This is a genomic window from Curtobacterium sp. MCJR17_020 (assembly GCF_003234365.2).
Taxonomy (GTDB): Bacteria; Actinomycetota; Actinomycetes; order Actinomycetales; family Microbacteriaceae; genus Curtobacterium.
Window position 1 is genome coordinate 3,702,521 of record NZ_CP126260.1, and the last position, 22,889, is coordinate 3,725,409.

Below are 22,889 nucleotides of genomic sequence, written 5' to 3' on the forward strand. Positions count from 1 at the left end.
GAGCACCGGCGTGCTCACCGGGTGACGGGGTGCAGCCGCTCGGCGGCGGTCGATCGCACGGCCTCCGTCACCCGCTCGAGCAGCGGCGACGCCAGGTTCCACCGCTGCCACCACAGGGCGACGTCGGCCCGGCGCGTCGGGGTGAGCTCGAGGAGCTCGCCCCGTGCCAGGGCATCGAGGCACTGCGCCTCGGGCAGCATCCCCCACCCGAAGCCGAGCGAGACCGCCCGTGCGAAGTCGGCCGACGTCGGGACGAAGTGGCGTGGACCGGAGGGCGCGTGGCCGAGCACCCGGCGGAGGTAGCCCTGCTGCAGGTCGTCATCACGGTCGTAGTCGACGAGCGGCACCCGGTCGAGGCGGCTCAGCATCCGCCGCTCGGTGTCGGCGTCGGACAGGTAGCGGTCGACGAACGCCGGCGACGCCACCGCCCGGTACCGGTCGATGCCGAGCGGCACCGACGAGCAGCCCTGCACGGGGTCCGCCTCGGCCGTCACGGCACCCATCACCGTGCCGGCTCGCAGTAGTTCGGCGGTGCGGTCCTGGTCCTCGCGGTGCAGGTCGAAGACGACCTCGGTGTCGACACGGACGAGTGCGAGCGCGTCGAGGAACCACGTGCCGAGCGAGTCGGCGTTGACGGCGAGCGGGATCGACGGCACCGCGGACCCCACACCGTCGGCATTGGTCTCGCCGAGTGCGCGGGCGGTCTCGTCGTCGAGCAACCGCACCTGACGTGCGTGCCGGAGCACGACCGAGCCGTCGGCTGTCGGGGTGACCGGTGTCGTCCGTTGCAGCAGGACCCGGCCGACCTGCTGCTCCATCGACTTGATGCGCTGTGAGACCGCTGACGGGGTGATCGCCAGGGCCCGGGCGGCCGCGTCGAGGCTGCCGTGGTCGACGGCGGCCAACAGGGTCTCGAGGTGCTCGCGCTGGAACCGGATCATGCAGTGCAGCTTACGGTGCTGAAGGAACGTGAGCTGGTCTACAGGCGATGGCGCATCTACCGTCGTGGACGTGACCGCACTCCTCCCCCTGCTCGCCGGCCTCGGCACCGGACTCGCCCTGATCGTCGCGATCGGTGTGCAGAACACCTACCTGCTCCGGTTGGCGGTCAGCTCGGGCCTGCGGGTGGTGACGGCGGCGGTCGTCGTGTGCGCGGTGTCGGACGCCGTGCTCATCGTCGCCGGGGTCCTCGGCGTCGGGGCCGTGGTCGAGCGGTTCCCGGTGGCGCTCGTGGTGGTCCGGTTCGTCGGGGCGGCCTTCCTGGTGACCTACGGCGTGCTCGCCGCCCGACGGGCACTGCGGCCGTCGCGCGACGCCATGCGCGTGACCGTCGAGGCGGCGGACGACGGCGTGCCGGAGTCGGCCGCGGGCAGTGGACCCGACCGCACCGCGACGGTGGTGGCGGGGCGGACGCGCACCGTGCCTCCCGGCCAAGCAGTGACCATGCGCACGGCGGTGGTGACCATGCTCGTCTTCACGTGGGCGAACCCGCACGTGTACCTGGACACGCTGGTGTTCCTCGGGTCCGTCGCGAACCAGCAGGGCCCGGACGACCGCTGGCTCTGGACGGTCGGTGCCGTCGCGGCGAGCTGCCTGTGGTTCGGTGCGCTCGGGTTCGGCGGGCGACTGCTCCGGCCGCTGTTCGCGAAGCCGCTGACGTGGCGGGTGTTCGACGGCCTGGTCGCCGTCGTGATGCTGACCTTCGGCGTCCTGTTGGTCGTCGGCGCCTAAGAGGCAGGCGATCGCTACTGCTGGCCCTTGCCGACCCGACTGTTGCGGCGGCTGTAACCGAAGTAGATGGCGAAGCCGATGACGAGCCAGACGACGAACCGCAGCCAGGTCTCGACCTCGAGGTTCAGCATCAACCAGAAGCACAGCACGGCCGACAGGATCGGGATCACCGGCGACCACGGCACCCGGAACGAGCGCGGGGCGTCCGGGCGCGACTTGCGGAGCACGATGATGCCGATCGACACCAGCACGAAGGCCGACAGCGTGCCGATGTTGATCATGCCCTCGAGCTTGTCCACCGCCGTGAAGCCGGCGAGCAGCGCGACGACGACGCCCGCGACGACCTGGACGCGCACCGGCGTCTGCGTCTTCGGGTTCGTCTTCGAGAACCAGCGCGGCAGCAGACCGTCACGGCTCATCGCGAAGACGATGCGCGACAGCCCGAGCAACAGCACCATGACGACGGTCGTCAGGCCGATCAGGGAGCCGATGGCGATGATGCCCGCCGCCCACGGCAACCCGACGATGTCGAAGGCCGAGGCCAGGGACGGTGCGTCCTCCTGCGCCAGGCGCTGGTAGGAGACCATGCCGGTGATGACGATGCTGACGCCGACGTAGAGCAGCGTCACGATGCCCAGGCCGATGAAGATCCCGCGGGGCAGCGTCTTCTGCGGGTTCTCGGTCTCCTCCGCGCTGGTCGCGACGACGTCGAAGCCGATGAACGCGAAGAACACGAGCGACGCCGCGGCGAGCAGCCCGAAGACGCCGTACTGCGCGGGCTCGGAACCGGTGAACCAGGACACGAGCGACTGGGTCCAGACGCTGCCCTCGGCACCCTTGGCGGGCTCCGACGGCGGGATGAACGGGGTGAAGTTCGCGGCCTTGACGAAGAACGCACCGGCGACGATGACGAACACCACGATGGCGACCTTGATGATCGTGATGACCGCCGAGACCCGCGACGACAGGCGCGTGCCGAATGCGAGCAGCACCGTGAAGATGCCGACGATGAGGACCGGTCCCCAGGTGAACGGGATCGGGCCGAGCTGGATCGTGCTCGGCAGACTCACGCCGAAGACGTCGAACGCGGTGCTGAGGTAGATGCCCCAGTACTTCGCGATGACGGCACTCGCCGTGAGGGTCTCGAGGATCAGGTCCCAGCCGACGATCCAGGCGAGCAGCTCGCCCATCGTGGCGTAGGTGAACGTGTAGGCCGAGCCGGCGACGGGGATCGTCGAGGCGAACTCGGCGTAGCACATGATCGCCAGACCACACGTGACGGCGGCGAGCAGGAACGAGATGATGACGCCGGGCCCGGCGAAGTTCGCGGCGGCGTTCGCGCCGACCGAGAAGATGCCGGCGCCGACGGCGACCGCGATGCCCATCGCGGCGATGTCGAACGTCTTCAGGGAGCGTTTCAGGGACCGGCCCTGCTCCTCGGAGTCGGCCAGTGAGGCCTCGATCGACTTGATGCGGAGCTTCGTTGCCATGGGGTGGATCCCGTCATCGGCTGGGCGGCGGACCCCGTGACAGTACTGGTGTACCACCCCGACACGCAAACAGCGGAGCCGCTCGGCGCGCGGGAACCAGGTTCCGTGGGCAGGGCGGGTCGACCGGGAGGCCCGGCTCGGCTCAGGCGGATCGGCGCCAGTCCGCCAGGAACCGCGCTCCGGCCTCGTCGTGGATCACCCCGTCGGGTGCGGTGAGCACCGGGTACGGCGTCGCCGGCACGCCGTCCGAGGGACGGACGTCGACGTGCGCGACCTCGTGACCGTTCGCGTGCAGCCAGTCCGCCATCGCGTAGTCGCTGCGCGAGTCGCCCATCGTGCGCCAGGCCGTGGGCAGCTCGCCGTCCTGCGCCAGGAGCTCGAGCGACCGCTCGGCGCCCATGTCCTTGCCGCTGCGGTCGGACTCGACGTCGGTCGAGATGATCGTCGGGTCGATCCGCCACTGCACCGCGCCGTCGGCGTCGGGTCGGACGTCGTCGAGACGGCGCACGCCCAGGCCGCGACGCTCGAGGGCCGCCATCGCCTTCGCGTCGAACTCGGGCTGCCGGGCCAGGTACGTGGCGTTCGGCACCTCCACCCGCTGCTCGATGGACACCATCGCGCGCTTCGTCTCGTCGAAGAACACCAGGTCGGCGTACTCGGTGCGGACGAGCTCGCGCATCTCGTCGGCGTAGTCGCGCGGGAGCGCCAAGTCGTCGGCGACGGTGAGCTCGCTCATGCCGCCCTCGTACTGCGGACCGATCGAGCACCAGACGGCGCCCTTCTCGCAGACGGCGTGCACGCGGCCACCCTCGGCGAGACCACCCGCCAGCAGCGGACCGACCACCTCGCTCCGGATGAAGGCGTCGCTCCGGCCGGTGTTGAAGACGACGGGGATGCCCTCGGCGGCGAGGGCGACGAGGTCCTCGATGATGCTCGGGATCGCGATGGTGCGGGAGACCGGGCTGGCGATGGGCCCGTCGACGTCGAGCAGGAGACCGAGACGAGGTTGGTTCACGGCACCATCCTCTCAGCCCCGCGTGACCGCCCTCGCGGTGAACTGGTCGAGCACGGCGCCGATCGCAGCCGGGTCGGGCACGTGGCCCTGCCCGGGGACCTCGACGTAGTCCGAACCCGGCACGGCCTCGACGACCGCTCGGGACGCCTGCCGCATCCACTCGTGGCCGTCGCTGCCCGCGGCGACGAGCACCGGGACGCCGACCGCTGCTGCGACCCGCTCCGGGATCGCCAGGCCGTTGAGCACCCGCACGTCGCGGCTGAGCACATGGGCGTCGACGACGAGGGACCGCCAGAGCGCACCCCTCAGCCGCAGCGCAGAGATCTGCCCCATCGGCACCCCCAGGACGTGCGCGAGGAACGCCCGGACGGCCTGGGCACGACGGCCTGCGGCGACGTGCTCGTCGAGCAGGTCGGCGAAGACGACGTCGTCGGCGTGCGGGTCGACCGTCGCGCGGTACGGCGGCTCCCACAGCACGGCACCCCCGAGCGGGACACCGGCGGCGAGGCCCCGGAGGACCACCCCCGCGCCCACGCAGAGCCCGAGCGCGGCGACGGGTCCGTCCACGCTCGCGACGACGGCCGCGAGGTCCTCGACCTCGCGTTCGATCGTCCACGGGGTGGTGTCGCCGCTCACACCACGGCCCCGCCGGTCGTACGTGATGACCCGGTAGCGGTCCTGCAGCGCGCCGGTCAGGTGCTCGACGGTGGGGGTGCCGTGGTGGTCGAAGGCGCCACCGACCACGACGAGCGCCGGACCGGTCCCCGCGTCGGACACGGCGATCACCGTGCCGTCGGCGGAGACGACCGTGCGGTCGACGTGCTGGTCCATTGAGGCCTTCCGAGCGAGTACGACGGCGCTGCGTCGGGTCCTCGGGACGGACCGGGCGGGTCGGTCCTCGAAGCATGGCATCGGAGCGCTCCCACGTCACCACCCGCAACCAGGGGGAGAACGGCTCCGAGTCCACCCTCGACGGAGCCGTCGACCTGTGGAATGCTGATTGAGCACACCCGTACTCAATCAAGGGCGGACCGTCGTGACCTTCATCGCCATCATCGTCTGCGAGGTCGCGTTCTGGATCGCGATCCTCGGTGGGCTGACCGCTCGGTACGTCCTGCGACTCCCGCGCGCCGGCGCGTGCTTGCTCGCGGCCGCGCCGCTCGTCGACCTGGTGCTGCTCGCACTGGTCGCCGTCGACCTGCTCGGCGGCGGCACCGCCTCGTGGCACCACGGCCTGGCGGCGATCTACATCGGGGTCTCGGTCACCTACGGCCACCGGATGATCGCCTGGGCCGACGTCCGCTTCACCCACCGGTTCGCCGGCGGGGCCGCCCCGGAGCGTCTGTCGGGACGGCGCTACACGGCCCGGTGCTGGGGGGACGTCGCGCGGACCGGGCTCGCCGTCCTGATCGCCGGCGGGATCCTCGGAGCGCTCATCGCCCTCGTCGCCGATCCGGAACGCACCGCCGAACTGCAGGGCACGTTCGCACTGCTCGGCCTGGTGTTCGCCATCGAGGTGCTCTGGGCGATCAGCTACACGCTCTGGCCGCGCAAGCCCGCACCACCCCGCGCGGGGCCGGCAGAACCCGCGGCCCGGCCGTAGGCTGACCGGGTGCCAGTCCGCGTCGACGTCGAGGAACGGGTCGCGATCGTCACGGCGGCCTGCCTGCGCATCCTGGAACGCGACGGACTGGTCGCGTTGTCGGTCCGCAACGTCGCCGATGAGGCAGGCATCGCCGCCGCGTCGCTCCGACGGCTGTTCCCGACGCAGGACGCACTCCGTGAGCACTGCCTGACGATCATCGAGGAACGGGTCACCGCACGACTGTCGGCGCTGCGGTCGACCGGCCGAGCGCTCGCCGTCGACATCTTGGCGCAGGTGCTCCCGCTGGACGCCGAACGCACCACCGAGATCCTCGCCCAGGTCCAACTCGGGGTGCTCTCACGGACGGACGAGCACCTGACCGAGAGCGCTCGACGCCTGAACGACGGCGTCGGGAGGGTCTGCGCGCGAGCACTCGACGCGCTGGGAGCCGTCGATGCGCTCGACCCCGAACGTGACCGGATCGACGAGACGGACCGACTCCACGCCCTGGTCGACGGACTCGCGGTCGAACACACGTGGGATCCGGCGGCCAGGACGCCCGCGCGGGTCCTGTCGCTCGTCGAGCTCCACCTCGACGGACTCGGCGCCCCGCGGAGCTGACCGGTCCGGCGCGACGCGGGTCAGACGAGCGCCGTGGTGCCGACTGATTCCCGCTCGAGCAACGATCGCTTGACGTCGAGCCCCCATGCGAAGCCCCCGAGTGTGCCGTCGGATCGCAGCACCCGGTGGCACGGCACGAACAGTGCGGGAGCGTTCCGTGCGCACACGCTGGCGGCGGCCCGCACGGCGTCCGGACGACCCATCGCCCCGGCGAACTCGGTGTAGGTCAGGGTGCCGCCGGCGGGGATGCGGCGGAGCTGCCGCCACCCCTCGGTGAACAGGTCGGTGCCGAACTGCCGCACCGGCACCTGCATGGCGTGCTCGACCTCGCCCGAGTAGAAGGCGTCCACGGCGTCGGCAGCGGCGACCGTGCCGTCGACGATGCGACTGGGTCGGTACCGGTCGGCGAGCCGCCCGAGGATCCGGTCGACGGAGTCGGTCCAGCCCGAGGCGAGGACACGGCCCTCGGCGTCCTCGAGCACGGTGAAGGCCCCGTCCGGGGTGTCCAGGGTCTGGATGGTTGCGTCGGTCATCGTTCGTCCTTCCGAGGATCGTTGTCTGCGTGCCGCGCACGGTCGGTGCCGTGCGCCCGTGCACCGGCGGCCGTCGTGATCGCGCGGTCGATGATCGGTCGCCAGCAGTGCATCGTCAGGTAGCTCCGCCAGGGCGCCACCTGCTCCGACCATAGGGAGAGCTCGCGCGCCGAACCGGGCAGTCCGAGTTCCTGTGCACCGTTGCGCACGGCGAGGTCGCTGTGGAGGAACACGTCGGGGTGGTGCCGGACCCGGAGCGCCACGTAGTCGGCGGTCCACGGCCCGATGCCCTTCACCGCCAGCAACCGCTCGCGCAGTTCGTCGAGGGACTGTCCGCCGTCGATGACGAGCGACCCATCGGTGAGCGCCGCGGCGACCCGCAGGATCGTGTCGACGCGGGCGGCCGGACCGCGCAGTACCTCGTGGCCGCGGGCGGCGATGACCTCGGCGGACGGGAACAGCAGGCCGTCCGGCAGGATCGCCGACGGCACGGCGGGACCGAGCGCCGCCACGAGCCGCGTCTGGGCCGTCCGGGCCGCGGCGACGGAGACCTGCTGCCCGATGAGGGTGCGGAACACGATCTCGTGCGCGTCGACAGCGCCGGGCAGCCGCAGGCCGGGGACCCGCTGCACGGCCGCAGCGAGCTCGGGCACGGAGCCGAGCACCGCGTCGACGGCGACCGGGTCGGCGTCGAGGTCGAAGTACGACCGGACGCGGGCGACGAGCGTCGGCAGGTCGGACAGGTCGGTGACGCGCACCCGCAGGTCGATCCCGGTGCCGCGACCGGCTGCGGTGGAGCCGTGCGCCCCCGCGACCGCGGCCGATGCGCTGAACCAGCCCGGGCCTCCCGGCAGGTCGAGCAGTCGCCCGTACGAGGTGACCCGACCGGATCCGTCGGTGTCCACCTGCTCCAGCCCTGGCAGGGCGTGCAGTGCGTGCCAGTCGAGGAGCCCCTGCGCGTCGAACGGCGGCCGCGCGGGCAGGTGCACGTGCAGTGCGCCGTCGGACGCGGGACGGAGCGTCCGACGGGCGCGCAGCTCGGACGGGGTGACGGCGAAGACCTCGCGGACGGTCTCGTTGAACTGGCGGACGCTCGCGAACCCGGCCGCGAAGGCGACGTCCGCGATGGGCAGGTCCGACGACGTCAGCAGCGTGCGTGCCGTCTGGGCGCGGTGCGCGCGACTGAGCGCCTTCGGTCCGGCGCCGAGCTCGGCCGTCATGATGCGGTTGAGCTGGCGTTCGGAGTAGCCGACCCGTGCGGCGAGCCCCGGGACGCCGTCGCGTTCGACGACACCGTCGAGGACGAGGCGCATGGCGCGACCGGCGACGTCCTCACGCAGGTCCCACTCGGGGCTGCCGGGGGTCGCTTCGGGCAGGCAGCGCTTGCAGGCGCGGAAGCCCGCCAGGTGCGCCGCCGCGCTCGTGCGGTAGAAGGTGACGCCGGTCTCGCGGGGCGTGCGTGCCGGGCAGCTCGGTCGGCAGTAGATGCCGGTGGAGTGCACGGCGGTGACGAACTGGCCGTCGAAGCGTGCGTCGCGCGAGGCGACGACGCGGTAGCGCTCGGCGTGCAGCTGGTCGGTTCCGGGGATGGTCACGGTCCCAGCCTGACACGCACCACCGACCGCGACTGGCGGAAATCGGACGGCGCGGCAGTCGCGTGCGGGCGCGCCTGCGTGGCGCGTCGCGTGGTCCGGGCGGGCCCGACGTTCCGAGATCTCGGCATGTCGGCGCTCCGTGTGCCCACCCGTGGAACCTCGGCGCCACACCGACGGCGTGTTGTGGAACCTCGGCGCCGCGGCACCGACGACGGTCGACCGGGAGGCCCGGCTAGCGTTGGGCGGGTGACCTCCGGAGACGACGTGGCCGGGTCTGACCACCGGGTCGGCTCCGACGTGCTCGCCGACTCCGCCGACCTGCCGTTCCGGACCGACGTCGAGATCGCACTGCTGCTCGTGTCGCGCCGCCACCGCTACGAGGGCAGACCGGCCGACGGTGCCCTGCCGGTCCGGTCGGACGACCCGGACGAGCTGCGCGACCGCATCGGACTCCGCGCCGGCCTCGGCATCGTCGGCGACCGCTACTTCGCGGCGCGGGCGCACGTGCACGCCTCGGTGACGGTCATCGGGCTCGAGGGCCTCGAGGAGGTCGGACGATCACTCGGCGTGCCGGTCGATCCCGTGGCGACCCGGCGGAACGTGTTCCTGCGGGGCGCCGACGTCGAAGCGCTGCGGGGCGAGCCGTTCTCCCTGCAGAGCCCCGGCAGCGGTGCCGTGCTGTTCCGCGGGTACCGGCCGGCGAACCCGTGCGCCTGGATGGACCACGAGGTGGCTCCGGGGGCGTTCCGGGCGATGCGTGGACGGGGCGGGGTGCGGTGCGACCCCGAGTCCGACGGCGTGCTCGCCCTCGGACCCGCGGTGCTCCGGACGACCCGCCCCGTCGCGCTGGGCTGACAGCGGCGCCGTCAGCGGCAGCGCACCGTGCTCACGCGGTCAGCGCGCTCTCGATCGCGTCGACGAAGGCCGGCAGGTCGTCGGGGTTCCGCGAGGTGATGATGCCGCCGTCGACCTGGACCTCCTGGTCGACCCACTCGGCGCCGGCGTTCCGGACATCGGTCTGCAGCGACGGGAACGAGGTGATCGTCCGTCCGCGCAGCACGCCGGCCTCGATGAGGGTCCACGGGCCGTGGCAGATCGCCGCGACGGGCTTGTTCGCCTCGACGAACGCCGTCACCAGGGAGACCGCCGAGTTGTCCTGTCGCAGGGTGTCCGCGTTGATGGTGCCGCCGGGGACCACGAGCGCGTCGTACCCGGTCACGTTGACACCGGCGATGGTGGTGTCGGGGTCGAGGGACTTGCCGGGGTCCTTGTCGCCGACGAGGGTCGCGATCGAACCGGAGTCCTGCGCCGCCACGGTCACCGTCGCGCCGCGCTCGCGGAGCTGGTCGACGGGCACGACGATCTCGTCCTGCTCCACGCCGTAGTTCGTCGCGATGACGAGGACCTTCTTGCCGTCCAGGGTTGCCATGGTCGCTCCTTCCGCGGCCCGGTGGTTCCGGCCGCACGTGCGGCCCGGTGGTTCCGGCCGCACACCCGAGGGTCGTCGGGGAGCGCTGGGCGTGCCCGCAGGACGCAGCGGGTCCTCAGCCGCGGATGCGGAAAGCGGACCCTTCGGCCTCGACGGTGATGCCGTCGTACCCCGACACCCGGTAGAGCCCGGCCGTGACGTCCGACTCGTGCGGGCCGACGACGACCGTGGTCGCTCCCGAGGCGATGGCCGACTCGAGGCCGGCGGGGGCGTCCTCGAACGCGACGCAGTCGGTGGCCGCGACACCGAGCAGCGCGGCACCCCGCAGGTACCCGTCGGGGTGCGGCTTGCCGTGCTCGACGTCCTCGGACGGCACGAACGCCGTCGGCATGGTCAGGCCCGCTGCCGCCATCCGGCCGGCGGCCAGGTCGCGCGGTGCGCTCGTCACGAGCGCCACCGGGACCCCGGCGTCGAGGAGCCGGTCCACGAAGGCGGCGGCACCGGGGATCTCGAAGATGCCCTCGCTGCTCGCGCTCTCCTCGGCGACCAGTGCCGCGGCGATGCGGAGCTGCTCGTCGCGGTCCAGGTCGGGCAGGAAGTGCTCGATCGTACTGATCGCCTGACGGCCGTGCGAGAAGGCGAGGATGTCGGCCGGGTCGATGCCGCGGTCCTGACCGAAGCGGGTCCAGGTCGCCTCGACCACCGCGGTCGAGTCGACGAGCGTCCCGTCCATGTCGAAGAGGACCCCGGACGCCACGATGTCGATCACGCGCCCGACCCTAGCCGACGCGGCCGACCGGCACCGAGACTCGGGCGGGCGGCTCCGAGACTCGGGCGGTCGACCCCGAGTCTCGTCTCCGGCGACACTTCTCGGCCTCCGGAGCGCGAGGAGTGTCGCTCAGGCCGAGACTCGGGCGGGCGGCTCCGCCCGGACGTACCGGGTCAGCAGCACGTCACCCGCACCGCGGAGCACGTGCGCGGGGCGCATCCGCCGCAGCTCCGGGGAACCGCCGCGGGCGATCCGGGGCCCGGTGCCGCCCTCGAGCGACGGATCGATCGTCAGGGTCAGCTCGTCGACGGCGTCCGCGGCGATGAGCGACCCGAGGAACGACGGGCCGCCCTCGCAGTGGATCGTGCCGAGCCCCCGCGCCACCAGTGCGTCGCGGACGAGCGACACGTCGACCGACTCGGGATCGGCCGCGGAGCTGCACGGCACGACGTCGGCGACGGACGACAGCGCGACCCCGGCGTCCGACGCCGTCGCAGCCGCGGAGGTCAGGACGACGGGCCGGACCGGGGCCTCGGTGAACACCCGCGAAGCAGGATCGAGCGACAGCGACCTGGAGACGATCGCGAACACCGGGTGGTCGGGCATGCCGTGCGCCCGACGCCAGGCCACGTCGGCGTCGTGCAGGACCATCGGCCCGTAGCCCTCGTCGCGCACGGTGCCCGCGGCGACGAGCACCACGTCGGCCACCCGGCGGAGCAGGTCGAACACGCGCAGGTCGTCCGGGCCGCCGAGCGACCCCGAGACCCCGGCGGCCGAGGCGGACCCGTCGAGCGTCGCCACGAAGTTCACCCGCAGCCACGGCGCCGACGCACCTGCGGTGTACAGGTCGACCAGGTCGTCGTCGGACAGGTCCGCGATCGACGGGGGCAGGACGTTCACGTGTTGTGCCGTGCTTCCACCGGGGCTCGCCAGCCGAGCGTCGCCTCGACCATGCGCATGGCGTCGACGCTCTCGGCGACGTCGTGCATCCGGACGATCCGCGCCCCGAGCATCGCGCTCACCGTCGCGACGGCGAGCGACCCCGCCAGGCGCTCGCCGCGCGGGCGTCCGAGCGACTCCCCCACGAAGTCCTTGTTCGACACCGCCGCGAGCACCGGGTAGCCGAGCGCCACGACCTCGGGCAGGCGCCGGGTCACCTCGAGCGTGTGCACGGTGTTCTTGTTGAGGTCGTGGCCCGGGTCGACGACGATCCGCGACTCCGGGATCCCCGCGGCGAGCGCCCGGTCGACGCGCTCCCGCAGGAACCCGACGACGGACGCCGTGACGTCGTCGTACTGCGGCGGCGCTGCGAGAGGCCGCCGGGGTTCGGCGAGGGAGTGCGTGATGACGATCGTCGCCTCGGAGTCCGCGACGACGGCCGCCATCCGCGGATCGGACAGGCCGGTGGTGTCGTTGACCACGCTCGCCCCGGCCGCGATCGCCGCCGCGGCGACCTCGGGGCGGAACGTGTCGACGCTGATGGTGACGTCGGACTCCTGGGCGAGCTGCTCGACGACGGGGACGACGCGGTCGACCTCGTCCGCAGCGGGCAGTTCCGGCCCCGGAGCGAACTTCACGCCGCCGATGTCGACCCAGTCAGCACCCTGTTCGGCAGCCCGGACGGCGGCGGCGACGGCGCGGTCGAGCTCGAAGGTGGCACCGCGGTCGTGGAACGAGTCGGGCGTGCGGTTCACGATCGCCATCACGGCGATGCGGTGGTCGAAGTCGAACGAGCGGCGTCCGATCGTGCGGACCGGGTGGCGCAGGTCGGGCACCACCCAGCCGGGTCCAGCCGCGCTCGGTGGACCCACCACGCCGGCTCCGGCGCGACGCGCCAACGGCGGGCCGACTGTGCCGTCGGGGAGGCCCGTCACGCGTCCGCCCCGTCACGCTCCGGGTGCGCGGTGTCCGTCACACGCCCCGCACCGATGAGCGCGATCGCCTCGGCCCGGCCCGCGGCGTCGGCCAGCGAGCCGTTCGCCGCGACCGTGACGGTCGTCGACCCGGTCTGGCGCTCCCCGCGGGTCGTCACGCACTGGTGCTGCGCGTCGAGGACCACGAGGACCCCCTCGGCGCCGAGCCCCTCGGCGATCGTCGCGGCGACCTGCTCGCCCAGTCGTTCCTGCAGCTGTGGGCGCGAGGCCACGGCGTCGAGCACACGCGAGAGGGTGCCGAGCCCGATCAGCCGGTCGCCCGGCGCGTAGGCCAGGTGCGCGACCCCGAGGAACGGCAGCAGGTGGTGCTCGCAGACGGACCGGAACTTCACGTCGCGGACGATGACGAGTCGGCCGCGTTCGCCGTCCTCGGCGTGCACGGTGCCGTCGCGGGCGATGGCAACGGCATCCGTGCCGATGCCCGCGAAGAACTCGGCGTACGAGTCGGCGACCCGAGCGGGTGTGCGTTCGAGTTCGGGGCGGTCGGGATCCTCGCCGATGCCGAGCAGGAGTTCGCGCACCGCGGCCTCGACGCGGGCACGGTCCATGCGTGACGTCACCGGACCATCCAACACCAGCCATGGCCGGAGAACGCGAGCCGGCGCACGGCGTGACGTCCCCCGATCACGCGGGTCGGGCCTCCCGGTCGGACATCGGCGCACCCTTCGCGCCCTGTGAGGATCCTGTGACATGCCGGAAACCCAGCAGGCTTTAAACTTGCGCGGTGAGCGCCCCGCAGACCGACACCCCGACCCGGAACCGCTTCGCGACCGGCCTCGATCGATACTTCTCCATCACGAAGCGCGGATCCACGATCCCGCGCGAGGTGCGAGGCGGACTCGTCTCGTTCGTGACGATGGCGTACATCGTCATCCTCAACCCGCTGATCCTCGGTGGGTTCAGCGCCGACCAGGCCGCCAAGGACGTCTCCGGCGGCTGGCTCGAGAACGCGCAGGTCGCCGCCGCGACCGGCCTCGTCGCCGGCCTGATGACCATCGCCATGGGCGTCATCGCGAACCTGCCGTTCGGCATCGCCGCGGGCCTCGGGATCAACTCGTTCCTGGCCGTCAGCGTCGTGCAGCAGGTCACCTGGGCCGAGGCGATGGGACTCGTCGTCATCAACGGCGTGATCATCGTGGTCCTGGCGTTGACGGGGATCCGGACGATGATCTTCACCGCCGTCCCGGCGCAGCTGAAGGCTGCGATCACCGTCGGCATCGGCCTGTTCATCGCCTTCATCGGCCTCGTCGATTCGGGCTTCGTGCGCTCGTCCGGGCTCGCGTCGCCGCCCCTGCAGCTCGGTGAGGACGGCTCCGTCGGCGCCCTGCCGACCATCGTGTTCCTGATCGGCCTCGTCATCATCGGCACGCTCATGGCCCGCAAGGTCAAGGGCGCGCTGCTCATCGGGATCGTCGCCACGACGATCATCGCGATCATCCTGCAGGCGATCTTCCAGGTGCCGACCTCGGTCGACTCGAAGACCGGCTGGAACCTCAACGCCCCCGGCCTGCCGAGCGCGCTCTTCGCGTTCCCCGACCTGTCGCTCGTCGGCCACGCCGACCTGTTCGGCGCGTTCAGCCGCATCGGGCCGTTGGCCGCGTCGATGCTCGTCTTCACCCTCGTGTTCACGAACTTCTTCGACGCGATGGGCACCATGACCGGCCTGGCGAAGGCCGCCGGCGTCGCGAAGCCCGACGGTACGTTCCCCCGCCTGAAGTCGGCGCTCGTCGTCGAGGGCGTCGGCGCGATCGCCGGCGGTGGCGCCTCGGTGTCGTCGAACACCGTCTTCATCGACTCCGCCGCCGGCATCGGCGAGGGCGCACGCACCGGCATGGCGTCGGTCGTCACCGGCCTGCTGTTCCTGGCGTCGATGTTCCTCACCCCGCTCACGCAGGTCGTGCCGCTCGAGGTCGCCGCCGCCGGACTCGTCGTCGTCGGTGCCCTGATGGTGGCGCAGGTGGCGGACATCTCGTGGACGGACTTCGGGTCGGCCCTGCCCGCGTTCCTGACGATCGTCGTCATGCCGCTCACCTACTCGATCGCGAACGGCATCGGCGTGGGCTTCATCAGCTGGGTCCTCATCAAGCTGCTGTCCGGCCGGGGCCGCGAGGTGTCGTGGCTGCTCTACGTCGTCGCCGCGGGCTTCCTGCTGTACTTCGCACGAGGGCCGCTCGAGGCGCTGCTCGGCGTCGGCTGAGGCCGGGGCGGACCGCGCGGTCCGTTTCTGCGGTGCGCTTGCCTCCCGCACACGTTCGGCCGGGAGGCCCGTGCTCAGTCCGGCAGGTCGCTCGGCGTCGCCTCGTGGTGGCGTCGACCGCCGGACCGCCGGTCCTCCTTCATGCCCGCCTCGAACAGGTGGCGGCGCCCCTGCACGAGCTCGTCCCGCGCAGTGCGCTCCAGCTCCTTCGCGAGCGCGTAGTACCCGTCGTCGTAGTCCTCGACGACCTGGAACGTCCAGCGGCCGGCGATGACGTTGCGGCCCACCAGCTCCGTGTCGATGCGGTCGGCCAGTTCGGTGTGGCCCGCCTTCCGGAGCTGCTCGACGGCCTCGCCGAGGTTCAGGTCGGCGGTGCCCGTCATGCGGTGGAAGCCGTAGAGCAGGCCGCGGGCGTGCTCGATGACCTCGACCGCGGCCGACAGTGTGCCGAGCGCCTCGACCGTGGCGTCGGAGACCCCCTCGGGGACCTGGTGCTGTGCGTCGGGGCCCTGATCGTCGTTCGTCATGCTCCCCGTCTACACGAAGGCGTCCGAGGTCAGGCGCAGTCACTTCGTCTCGTTCGGGTGACGCGTGTGGACGTCTGTGATGCAGACGACGCGCTCGGCCTCGTCCACCGTGAACCAGATTCGCGCGCCCCGCTTCAGTTCGAGTTGCCGACGCGTCCATTCGCGACCCGAGTGCCGGACGACGCCGAGTGCGCCGCGGAGCGCATGGCAGGCCAGGTCTTCGGACAAGGGATCGCTGGTCAACCGCTCCCAGGCCGACACGACTGCGTTCCGCTGTGTCGCCAGGACGTCTCGCCATCCGTGTTCTGCCGAGCGCGTGCCCAGGACGACCGTGAACTCCGTCGTCCGTACCGGTCGGGGGACACCAGTGCCGCGACTGACCTCGGCTTCACGGCGCGTCGAGGACGATCGGCTGCTCGAGGAGTTCGGGTTCGCCGGTGCTCCAGCCCGCCGCGATCGCCTCGGCACTGCTGCGCCACGCCTGCATCTCGACGAGCAAGGCCCGCGGCTGCCGGAGCGAGAACGATCCACGAGCCACGTCGACGATCTCGCGTGCGAACCGCTGCTGGTCGTCTCGACTCAGGAGCTTGATCCACGGGTACGGGATGGCGAGTCGATCGTGGAGCGGCAGCCCTTCGTTGACGGTCACTGCAGCGATCAACTGCGCAGCGATCTCGAGGACCGCGTCGTCGTCGTCCGAGCGTTCCTTCGTGGTGAGCACGAGCGCTTTCCCATCACGCCGCGTGACCTCGAGCGGCTCTTCTTCAGCTGCAGCGAACACTTCTCTCGAATGGCGCGAGAGGTCGGACGACTGGACGGCACGACGCGAGCGGGGAGGGGCGGTCAAGGTCATGTATCCAGCGTATTCAGAACGCGTTCTGAATACAACCCAGTTGCTCGCCGTTCGATTGCGACCTAGCATTCGAACACACGTTCGAACGAGGAGACCCGATGATGATCACGGAGACGGCTGCCACGGTGTGGTGGTCCGAGGGCGCACCGAGCCGGCTGGTCTGGGGCGGGCGCCGCTGGCGGGTGAGCGACACCCCGACCCGTCTGACCGTGACGCGGGCCGAGCTGCCGACCGCCATCACCCACGCCCCCGAGCGCACGGTCGGCTGGCGCTTCCAGGCCACGGCCGACGACGGGGACACGCTGGTGGTCGACATCGTGCCCGAGGGCAGCGGCTGGGGCGTCGCTCGGACGTGGACGTGAGCGCCACCCCGGGTGCGACTACGTCGTCACGCGGTCGACCGGCGCCCGCTCCGGAGCCGGTCGTTCCATGAGACGCCAGGCGCCACCCGTCAGCGGCGCGAGCGTCACGACGGTGTAGAGCACGACGACCGCCCCGAACGTCGCCTGCACACCGACGCCCTCGGCCGCGAACCCGGCGAGCAGTCCGCCGAGCGGGATCCCCGCCCAGGAGCCGGCTCCGAGCAGCCCGAACACCCGGGCGCGCATGTGCTCCGGGATGCGCTCGAGCTCGACGGCGCCGAGGATCGGGTTGAGCGACCCGGCGGCGAGTCCCGACAGCGCCGACGCGGCGAGCATCCACGGCAGCCCGAGGCCGAGTGCCGGCACCAGGAGCGAGGGCCCGCCGGCGAGCACGAAGCACAGGACGAACGTGATCCGACGGGGAACGCGGTGTGCGACGTACCCGAAGGCCACCGACCCGAGGAAGGCCGCACCGCCGAAGGTCCCCGTCACGAAGCCCAGCGCCTGCGCCCCACCGAGTGTGTCGGCGGCGTAGAGCGGGAGCAACGTCGTCGACCGGGCCGCGTCGAGCAGGTTCGTGACCAGCACGAGGGCGATCACGAGCCGGAAGAACGGGTCGCGGACGCAGAACCGGAAGCCCTCGGCGATGTCCCGCCAGTACCCGTTGGTCGGAGCCGCATCAGCGGTCGCGGTCGCTCCGTCGCCGTCCGCCGGCCGGACCAGCACCGCAGCGAGCAGCGCTGCGATGCCGAACGCCACCGCGGTGCAGACGAGTGCGGCCATCGGTCCGGCGGCCGCGACGAGCACCCCGCCGAGCGGCGCGCCGATGAGCACCGAGAGTCGCTGGGACGCCTCGAAGTGACCGACCGCGCGCTCCAGCGGAACGCCGGCCGATCGTGCGAGACCCGGGAGCAGGACCCGACGTGCGGACTCCCCCGGCAGGTCGAACAGGCCGCTCGCGAACACGAGCGCCAGGAGCGCCCAGAACGGCAGACCCACCGTCCAGGCGAGGATCGGCATCGCCAGCAGGGTCACACCGCTGACGAGGTCCGACGCCACACTCGAACGGACGAACCCGACCCGTTCGACGAGCGCCCCGCCGAGGACGATGGGCACCGTCGCGGCGAAGGCGGCGATCCCGACGTCCGTCGCCGAGCCGCCCCGGGCCAGCACGGCGAAGGGCACTGCGACGGTCGTGACGACGTTGCCGGTCCGCGAGACGACCTGGACCGCGAGCAGTGCTCGCAACCGTGCCCGGGCGTTCACGGTCGCCCCATCCGGTAGCTCTGCGTGACGGCGATGACGCGCTCCGACCCGTCACCCGGCGTGTGCGCGCCGCTCACGGCCGTCCATCGCTCGACGACGGCACGCAGTTCGGCGCCGAGGCCGGTGAGTTCCTCGGCGGTCAGCCGCAGCACCTCGTCGGAACTGGTCGACGCCGCGACCCACTCACGACCGAGCACCGGCGCCTGGTCGATGAACCGCCCGTACTCGGCCGCGTACGCATCAGCGACGGTGTGGTCGAGTGCCGTCGTGGCGAGCATCCGTTCCGGGTCGTCGAGCGCATCGGCGAGGTCCCACGACGTGTGGTCCGCAGTCGCACGCCACCACCGTTCCCGCCGGTCCGAACCGAGCTCCGGCGCAGGCTCGATGAAGTCCGCGTCGGCCAGACGCTTGCAGTGGTAGCTGATCGTGCCGGGTGCCTCGTCGATCTCGTCACCGAGCATCGCCGCGGTCTGCGGTCCTCCGGAGCGCAGGAGCCCGACGATCCGCAGTCGGGTCGGGTGGGCGAGAGCGCGCATGTGGGCGGCGTCGTCGAGTCTGCGTACGGTCATGCTTTGACGATAGATGCACAAGATCTCTTGCGCAATGCTTCTTGTGCAGTTGACCGTCTGGGTCGGCCACCGTCACGCTACGGTTCCGGCATGGCGAAGTGGATCGCGCTGCTGCGCGGAGTGAACGTCAACGGCATCACGATCAAGAACGCCGACCTCGCGGAACTGCTCCGTGGGCTCGGCTTCGACGACGTCCGCACGGTGCTCGCGTCCGGCAACGTGGTGTTCGCCACCGACGCCGACGCGCGGACCCTGAAGGCCACGATCGAGCAGGCGCTCCGCGAGCGCTTCGGCTACGACGCGTGGATCGTGCTCGTCCGGCACGACCGCCTCGCAGGCATCGTCGAGGGGTTCCCGTTCGACCGGGCCGACGATCGGCACGACTACGTGGTGTTCGGCTCCGACGACGACGCCCTCGATGCGCTGCTCGCCGACCTCGCGCTGGACACCACGGTCGAGCAGGTCGCCCGGGGTGACGGGGTCGTGTACTGGTCCTGCCCGAAGGGGTCGAGCACGGACACCGTGTTCGCGAAGCGGGCCGGAGCAGCACGCTTCAAGCGCACGACCACGACGCGCAACACGAACACGCTCCGGAAGCTCCTGTGACCCGGGGAGCCCTGCACCACGTCGAGCTCCGCACCGCCCACCTCGACACGGCGAGCAGGGCGTGGGGCTGGCTGCTCGGCGAGCTCGGGTACACGCCGTTCCAGGAGTGGCCAGCAGGCCGGAGCTGGCGACTCGGAGACGTCTACGTCGTGCTCGAGGCCGCACCGCTCGACGGCACGCACGACCGTCGACGGCCCGGACTGAGCCACCTCGCGTTCCACGCCGGCGATGCCGAGCAGGTCGAGCAACTGTGGACGGACGCACCGAGGCACGGGTGGACCCGCCTGTACGAGGACCGGCACCCGTTCGCGGGTGGACCGGACCACCGTGCTGCCTTCTTGGAGGACGCCGACCGCTTCAAGGTCGAGCTCGTCGCGAGCTGACCGGGCCGAGCGGGCCCCTGCCGACAGCCGACAGCCGACAGCCGACGTGACGCCCTACGCGGTCGTCTCGTCGACGTCGAAGTCGCGCTGGAGCGAGATCGTCGGGATCGACGCCGTGATCACGGAGCCGTCCGCGCGGAGCGTGCCCTGGATGTCGCTCGTGGTCGGTGCGTGCCCGGACATCCGCGGCCCCTGGTGCGGCAACGGCACCACCGTCGGCTCGCCGGCCTCGATGTCCCACTGCTGGTTGTGCACCCAGGCGGTGAAGCCCGAACCCGTCTCGACCGTGAAGGTCATGGCGTCCTGCCCGAGGTCGACCCGGACCCGTGACCCGCGCACGGTCAGTCGGTAGGTCAGCGAGTCCCAGTGCCGCGGCAGTCGCGGGTTGAACGTCATCCGGCCGCCGTGGTCGCGCATGCCGCCGAACCCGTTGACGAGCGCACCCCAGATGCCACCGGTCGACGCGATGTGCACGCCGTCGGAGGTGTTGCCGTGCAGGTCGGCCAGGTCGACGTACAGCGCCGTCTGGAAGTACTGATCGGCGAGGTCGTGGTACCCGACCTCGGCCGCCATGATCGACTGGACGACCGCCGACAGCGTCGAGTCGCCCGTGGTGAGCGCGTCGTAGTAGTCGAAGTCGCGGCGCTTCTCGGCCGCGGTGAACTCGTGCCCCTGCAGGAACAGCGCGAGCACGACGTCGGCCTGCTTGAGCACCTGGAACCGGTAGATGACCAGCGGGTGGTAGTGCAACAGCAGCGGGCGCTTGGACTCGGGGGTGTTCTCGAGGTCCCAGAGTTCCTTGTCGAGGAACTGGGCGTCCTGCGGGTGGATGCCACGGTGCGGGTCGAAGGGGATCTCCATCGACTCGGCGGCGTGCTCCCACTCGACGAGCTCGTCGGGGCGCAGACCGGTGCGCCGGATCATCCGGTCGTACTCTTCGACGTCGTCGGCCGCCAGCTCGCGGCACGCGTTCACCGCGAACCACAGGTTCGCCCGCGCCATGACGTTCGTGTAGAGGTTGTCGTCGACGACGGTCGTGTACTCGTCGGGCCCGGTGACGCCGTCGATGTGGAACTTCTTGTCGCCGTTGGAGCGCCAGAAGCCGAGGTCGGCCCACAGCCGAGCGGTCTCGACGAGCACGTCGATCGCCCCGCGCTTCAGGAACTCGGTGTCACCGGAGGCCCGCACGTACTGCATCAGGGCATGGGCGATGTCGGCATCGATGTGGTACTGCGCGGTGCCGGCGGCGTAGTACGCGCTCGACTCCTCACCGTTGATCGTGCGCCAGGGGAACAGGGCACCCCGCTGGTTCAGCTCGCGTGCCCGCGAGCGTGCGGCGTCGAGCATGTTGTAGCGGAACCGCAGCGCGTTCCGGGCGACGATCGGCGCCGTGTACGACAGGAACGGCAGGACGTAGATCTCCATGTCCCAGAAGTAGTGCCCGCCGTAGCCGGAGCCGGTGACGCCCTTGGCGGCGATGCCGTGCCCGTCGGTGCGGGCCGTGGCCTGCGCGAGCATGAACAGGTTCCACCGGACCGCCTGCTGGATCTCCGGCTGCCCGGCGATCTCGACGTCGCTGCGTGCCCAGTAGTCGTCGAGCCAGACGCGCTGCTTCTCGAACGTCTCGTCGATGTTCTCGGCGTGCGCCCGGTCGAGCGTGCGGTCGCAGCGGTCGGCGAGTTCGCGCACCGGGACACCGCGGGAGGTGTGGTACACCACGTGCTTGACGAGGCGGATCGGCTGCCCGGCGCGCGCCTGGACGCGGTAGACGTGCTTCGCCAGGTCGTCGTCGATCGACGACGACTCGTCCCAGCTGTTCTCCGTCTCGAGGTGGTGCTCGACACCGACGCAGATCGTCATGCCGGAGCTCGACGCCTGGTACCCGAGCAGGGAGCGGGCGCCGGTGCTGCGCTTGAGCTTCGGTTCGAGCACCCGGTCGGTGAAGGCCTCGGCCTTGCGCGGGTCGAAGGCGTTCGCGGCTGCCCGCATCCCTGCGTGGTACTCGTCCTGCACGTCCTGGCGGTTCAGGATCTGGCTGGACAGCAGGATCGAGGCGTCCGCGTCGAGCACGGTGACCTCGTAGTCGATGACGGCGAGGTGCCGATCGGTGAACGACACCAGGCGGCGGGACCGGATCAGCACGCGCTTGCCGGACGGCGTCGACCACTCGGTCTCGCGGAACAGGTAGCCGCCGCGGAACTCGAGGCGCCGCGTGTGGTGGAGAATGTCCGCCTCGGCCAGCACCAGGGGTTCGTCGTCGACGTACAGCCGGATCACCTTGGCGTCGGGCGCGTTGATGATCGTCTGACCGGTCTTGGCGAACCCGAAGGCGTCTTCGGCGTGCCGGATCGGCCAGGTCTCGTGGAACCCGTTGATGTACGTGCCGTACTGCACACCGCCACGGCCCTCGTCGAGGTTGCCGCGCAGGCCGAGGTACCCGTTGCCGACGGCGAAGTTCGTCTCGGCGACGCCCTGCTGGTCGGGGGTGTACTCGGTCTCGACGAGTGCCCACTCGTCGATCGGGTACCGGACGCGGTCGAGCGGGTCCGAGGTGATGGGGTTCATGGTGCTCCGTGGGAAGGGAGGGTGGCGTGGGGACGTCGGTTCGACCGGGAGGCGCGGCTCGCCTCCGGCGCGCTGGCTACGTCGTGCTGGTGGTCGCGTGGGGAAGGTCCGCGACCAGGTCGGCGAGGTCCGTCACGACGACGTCGGCACCGTGTTCACGCAGCGCGTCGGCGCCCGCTCCGCGGTCGACCCCGACGACGAGCCCGAAGGCCCCGTTCCGGCCTGCTTCGACACCACTGGTGGCGTCCTCGACCACGACGCACTCGGCGGCCGTCAGTCCGAAGCGCCCGGCGGCGTCCAGGTAGGTGTCGGGGGCGGGCTTGCCGGCCAGGCCGTCCTGACGGGCGACGAGCCCGTCGACCACGACGGTGAACCGGTCGAGGATGCCGGCGGTCCGCAGCACCGAGACGGCGTTCGCGGAACTCGAGACGACCGCGACGTGGAAGCCGGCGTCGATCGCGGCGGTGAGGAACCGGAGCGAGCCGGGGTACGGCTCGACGCCGTGCTCGTCCAGCTCGGCGGTGAACTCGGCGTTCTTCCGGTTGCCGAGACCGCACACGGTGTCGTCGTCCGGGCCGTCGTCCGGGGTGCCCTGCGGCAGGTCGATGCCCCGCGACTCGAGGAGCGACCGCACGCCGTCGTACCGCGGCTTGCCGTCGATGTACGCGAAGTAGTCGGCCTGTGTGTACGGCGCGACCCCGTGCGCCTCGAGGTACGGCGTGAAGAGCCGGCTCCAGGCGCGCATGTGCACGTCGGCGGTGGGGGTGAGGACACCGTCCAGGTCGAACAGGAGCGCTCGCGTGTCCGCGAGTCGCGCGGGTGTGCGCCGGGTCGGCGTCGTCATCTGCAGCCCTTCAGG

General features: G+C 71.5%; 26 protein-coding genes. 8 read left to right on the forward strand and 18 right to left on the reverse strand.

What is annotated here, in order from left to right; translation table 11 throughout:
• Positions 1-14: 14 nt before the first annotated feature.
• Entirely contained in the window at positions 15-941 is a 927-nt protein-coding gene (locus DEJ14_RS17670; RefSeq protein WP_220036370.1) for a LysR family transcriptional regulator ArgP, read from the reverse strand.
• 70 nt (positions 942-1,011) lie between these two features.
• Here DEJ14_RS17670 and DEJ14_RS17675 point away from each other — a divergent pair, with 70 nt between their 5' ends.
• Positions 1,012-1,731 (forward strand): LysE/ArgO family amino acid transporter, encoded by a 720-nt coding sequence (locus DEJ14_RS17675; RefSeq protein WP_181437359.1) that lies wholly within the window; start codon positions 1,012-1,014, stop codon positions 1,729-1,731.
• A gap of 14 nt (positions 1,732-1,745) precedes the next feature.
• On the opposite strand, the gene DEJ14_RS17680 is transcribed toward DEJ14_RS17675, so the two are convergent.
• From DEJ14_RS17680 to DEJ14_RS17690, 3 genes are all read right to left on the reverse strand, one after another.
• On the reverse strand, positions 1,746-3,221 hold the full coding sequence (locus DEJ14_RS17680; RefSeq protein WP_111083514.1) for an APC family permease: 1,476 nt from the start codon (positions 3,219-3,221) through the stop codon (positions 1,746-1,748).
• A gap of 142 nt (positions 3,222-3,363) precedes the next feature.
• Positions 3,364-4,236, reverse strand: a complete 873-nt coding sequence (locus DEJ14_RS17685) for an HAD family hydrolase (RefSeq protein WP_111083515.1) — start codon at positions 4,234-4,236, stop codon at positions 3,364-3,366.
• A 12-nt stretch (positions 4,237-4,248) separates the two neighbouring features.
• Positions 4,249-5,067: an alpha/beta fold hydrolase gene (locus tag DEJ14_RS17690; protein WP_181437360.1), complete on the reverse strand. Its 819-nt coding sequence runs from the start codon at positions 5,065-5,067 to the stop codon at positions 4,249-4,251.
• A 205-nt stretch (positions 5,068-5,272) separates the two neighbouring features.
• Here DEJ14_RS17690 and DEJ14_RS17695 point away from each other — a divergent pair, with 205 nt between their 5' ends.
• Positions 5,273-5,839: a hypothetical protein gene (locus DEJ14_RS17695; protein WP_111083517.1), complete on the forward strand. Its 567-nt coding sequence runs from the start codon at positions 5,273-5,275 to the stop codon at positions 5,837-5,839.
• 9 nt (positions 5,840-5,848) lie between these two features.
• The gene (locus DEJ14_RS17700) at positions 5,849-6,442 is read left to right on the forward strand and encodes a TetR/AcrR family transcriptional regulator (RefSeq protein WP_111083518.1); all 594 of its coding nucleotides are present in this window, start codon (positions 5,849-5,851) and stop codon (positions 6,440-6,442) included.
• 20 nt (positions 6,443-6,462) lie between these two features.
• On the opposite strand, the gene DEJ14_RS17705 is transcribed toward DEJ14_RS17700, so the two are convergent.
• On the reverse strand, positions 6,463-6,975 hold the full coding sequence (locus DEJ14_RS17705) for a methylated-DNA--[protein]-cysteine S-methyltransferase (RefSeq protein ID WP_111083519.1): 513 nt from the start codon (positions 6,973-6,975) through the stop codon (positions 6,463-6,465).
• On the reverse strand, positions 6,972-8,564 hold the full coding sequence (locus tag DEJ14_RS17710) for an AlkA N-terminal domain-containing protein (protein WP_181437380.1): 1,593 nt from the start codon (positions 8,562-8,564) through the stop codon (positions 6,972-6,974). Before DEJ14_RS17710 ends, DEJ14_RS17705 begins: the two co-directional genes overlap by 4 nt.
• A 303-nt stretch (positions 8,565-8,867) precedes the next feature.
• On the opposite strand from DEJ14_RS17710, the gene DEJ14_RS17715 reads away from it, so the two are divergent.
• A complete protein-coding gene (locus DEJ14_RS17715) occupies positions 8,868-9,425 on the forward strand; it encodes a molybdenum cofactor biosysynthesis protein (RefSeq protein WP_111083821.1) in 558 nt (185 codons plus the stop codon).
• A 31-nt stretch (positions 9,426-9,456) separates the two neighbouring features.
• On the opposite strand, the gene DEJ14_RS17720 is transcribed toward DEJ14_RS17715, so the two are convergent.
• The 5 genes from DEJ14_RS17720 to folE all read right to left on the reverse strand — a co-directional run bounded on the left by DEJ14_RS17720 (position 9,457) and on the right by folE (position 13,250).
• Positions 9,457-9,999 carry a type 1 glutamine amidotransferase domain-containing protein gene (locus DEJ14_RS17720; protein WP_111083520.1) on the reverse strand — a complete coding sequence of 181 codons (543 nt, stop codon included), beginning with the start codon at positions 9,997-9,999 and terminating at the stop codon, positions 9,457-9,459.
• A 115-nt stretch (positions 10,000-10,114) separates the two neighbouring features.
• Entirely contained in the window at positions 10,115-10,768 is a 654-nt protein-coding gene (locus DEJ14_RS17725) for an HAD-IA family hydrolase (protein ID WP_111083521.1), read from the reverse strand.
• 129 nt (positions 10,769-10,897) lie between these two features.
• On the reverse strand, positions 10,898-11,668 hold the full coding sequence (locus tag DEJ14_RS17730; protein WP_111083522.1) for a pyrimidine reductase family protein: 771 nt from the start codon (positions 11,666-11,668) through the stop codon (positions 10,898-10,900).
• Entirely contained in the window at positions 11,665-12,642 is a 978-nt protein-coding gene (gene folP, locus DEJ14_RS17735) for a dihydropteroate synthase (RefSeq protein ID WP_502868780.1), read from the reverse strand. Before folP ends, DEJ14_RS17730 begins: the two co-directional genes overlap by 4 nt.
• The gene (gene folE, locus DEJ14_RS17740; protein WP_111083523.1) at positions 12,639-13,250 is read right to left on the reverse strand and encodes a GTP cyclohydrolase I; all 612 of its coding nucleotides are present in this window, start codon (positions 13,248-13,250) and stop codon (positions 12,639-12,641) included. The genes folP and folE overlap by 4 nt, the downstream gene beginning before the upstream one ends.
• A 176-nt stretch (positions 13,251-13,426) precedes the next feature.
• Here folE and DEJ14_RS17745 point away from each other — a divergent pair, with 176 nt between their 5' ends.
• Positions 13,427-14,899, forward strand: coding sequence for an NCS2 family permease (locus DEJ14_RS17745; RefSeq protein WP_111083524.1), 1,473 nt, complete (start codon positions 13,427-13,429; stop codon positions 14,897-14,899).
• Positions 14,900-14,973: 74 nt separating this feature from the next.
• On the opposite strand, the gene DEJ14_RS17750 is transcribed toward DEJ14_RS17745, so the two are convergent.
• The 3 genes from DEJ14_RS17750 to DEJ14_RS17760 all read right to left on the reverse strand — a co-directional run bounded on the left by DEJ14_RS17750 (position 14,974) and on the right by DEJ14_RS17760 (position 16,279).
• Complete coding sequence (locus DEJ14_RS17750; protein WP_111083525.1) at positions 14,974-15,426, reverse strand: hypothetical protein; 453 nt, start codon at positions 15,424-15,426, stop codon at positions 14,974-14,976.
• 39 nt (positions 15,427-15,465) lie between these two features.
• Entirely contained in the window at positions 15,466-15,687 is a 222-nt protein-coding gene (locus tag DEJ14_RS17755) for a hypothetical protein (protein ID WP_258373129.1), read from the reverse strand.
• 127 nt (positions 15,688-15,814) lie between these two features.
• Positions 15,815-16,279 carry a prevent-host-death protein gene (locus DEJ14_RS17760; protein ID WP_146249647.1) on the reverse strand — a complete coding sequence of 155 codons (465 nt, stop codon included), beginning with the start codon at positions 16,277-16,279 and terminating at the stop codon, positions 15,815-15,817.
• 98 nt (positions 16,280-16,377) lie between these two features.
• On the opposite strand from DEJ14_RS17760, the gene DEJ14_RS17765 reads away from it, so the two are divergent.
• A complete protein-coding gene (locus DEJ14_RS17765) occupies positions 16,378-16,641 on the forward strand; it encodes a hypothetical protein (protein ID WP_111083527.1) in 264 nt (87 codons plus the stop codon).
• Positions 16,642-16,659: 18 nt separating this feature from the next.
• Here DEJ14_RS17765 and DEJ14_RS17770 read toward each other — a convergent pair whose 3' ends face one another.
• Entirely contained in the window at positions 16,660-17,907 is a 1,248-nt protein-coding gene (locus DEJ14_RS17770) for an MFS transporter (protein WP_111083528.1), read from the reverse strand.
• A complete protein-coding gene (locus DEJ14_RS17775) occupies positions 17,904-18,476 on the reverse strand; it encodes an ArsR/SmtB family transcription factor (RefSeq protein WP_111083529.1) in 573 nt (190 codons plus the stop codon). Before DEJ14_RS17775 ends, DEJ14_RS17770 begins: the two co-directional genes overlap by 4 nt.
• Before the next feature lie 90 nt (positions 18,477-18,566).
• Between DEJ14_RS17775 and DEJ14_RS17780 the strand changes: the two genes are divergently transcribed.
• Together DEJ14_RS17780 and DEJ14_RS17785 are read left to right on the forward strand one after the other, a co-directional pair.
• Positions 18,567-19,082: a DUF1697 domain-containing protein gene (locus tag DEJ14_RS17780; protein WP_111083530.1), complete on the forward strand. Its 516-nt coding sequence runs from the start codon at positions 18,567-18,569 to the stop codon at positions 19,080-19,082.
• Positions 19,079-19,465, forward strand: a complete 387-nt coding sequence (locus DEJ14_RS17785; protein WP_111083531.1) for a VOC family protein — start codon at positions 19,079-19,081, stop codon at positions 19,463-19,465. Before DEJ14_RS17780 ends, DEJ14_RS17785 begins: the two co-directional genes overlap by 4 nt.
• 54 nt (positions 19,466-19,519) lie before the next feature.
• Here DEJ14_RS17785 and DEJ14_RS17790 read toward each other — a convergent pair whose 3' ends face one another.
• Entirely contained in the window at positions 19,520-22,030 is a 2,511-nt protein-coding gene (locus DEJ14_RS17790; RefSeq protein ID WP_111083532.1) for a glycoside hydrolase family 65 protein, read from the reverse strand.
• Positions 22,031-22,106: 76 nt separating this feature from the next.
• Positions 22,107-22,874 carry an HAD family hydrolase gene (locus tag DEJ14_RS17795; RefSeq protein ID WP_111083533.1) on the reverse strand — a complete coding sequence of 256 codons (768 nt, stop codon included), beginning with the start codon at positions 22,872-22,874 and terminating at the stop codon, positions 22,107-22,109.
• Positions 22,875-22,889: the final 15 nt, after the last annotated feature.

Coding starts and splice junctions, on each gene's coding strand:
- DEJ14_RS17670 (WP_220036370.1), bottom strand. CDS start 941: ATGATCCGGTTCCAGCGCGAGCACCTCGAGACCCTGTTGGCCGCCGTC.
- DEJ14_RS17680 (WP_111083514.1), bottom strand. CDS start 3,221: ATGGCAACGAAGCTCCGCATCAAGTCGATCGAGGCCTCACTGGCCGAC.
- DEJ14_RS17690 (WP_181437360.1), bottom strand. CDS start 5,067: ATGGACCAGCACGTCGACCGCACGGTCGTCTCCGCCGACGGCACGGTG.
- DEJ14_RS17705 (WP_111083519.1), bottom strand. CDS start 6,975: ATGACCGACGCAACCATCCAGACCCTGGACACCCCGGACGGGGCCTTC.
- DEJ14_RS17720 (WP_111083520.1), bottom strand. CDS start 9,999: ATGGCAACCCTGGACGGCAAGAAGGTCCTCGTCATCGCGACGAACTAC.
- folE (WP_111083523.1), bottom strand. CDS start 13,250: ATGGACCGTGCCCGCGTCGAGGCCGCGGTGCGCGAACTCCTGCTCGGC.
- DEJ14_RS17750 (WP_111083525.1), bottom strand. CDS start 15,426: ATGACGAACGACGATCAGGGCCCCGACGCACAGCACCAGGTCCCCGAG.
- DEJ14_RS17760 (WP_146249647.1), bottom strand. CDS start 16,279: ATGACCTTGACCGCCCCTCCCCGCTCGCGTCGTGCCGTCCAGTCGTCC.
- DEJ14_RS17765 (WP_111083527.1), top strand. CDS start 16,378: ATGATGATCACGGAGACGGCTGCCACGGTGTGGTGGTCCGAGGGCGCA.
- DEJ14_RS17775 (WP_111083529.1), bottom strand. CDS start 18,476: ATGACCGTACGCAGACTCGACGACGCCGCCCACATGCGCGCTCTCGCC.
- DEJ14_RS17780 (WP_111083530.1), top strand. CDS start 18,567: ATGGCGAAGTGGATCGCGCTGCTGCGCGGAGTGAACGTCAACGGCATC.
- DEJ14_RS17790 (WP_111083532.1), bottom strand. CDS start 22,030: ATGAACCCCATCACCTCGGACCCGCTCGACCGCGTCCGGTACCCGATC.
- DEJ14_RS17795 (WP_111083533.1), bottom strand. CDS start 22,874: ATGACGACGCCGACCCGGCGCACACCCGCGCGACTCGCGGACACGCGA.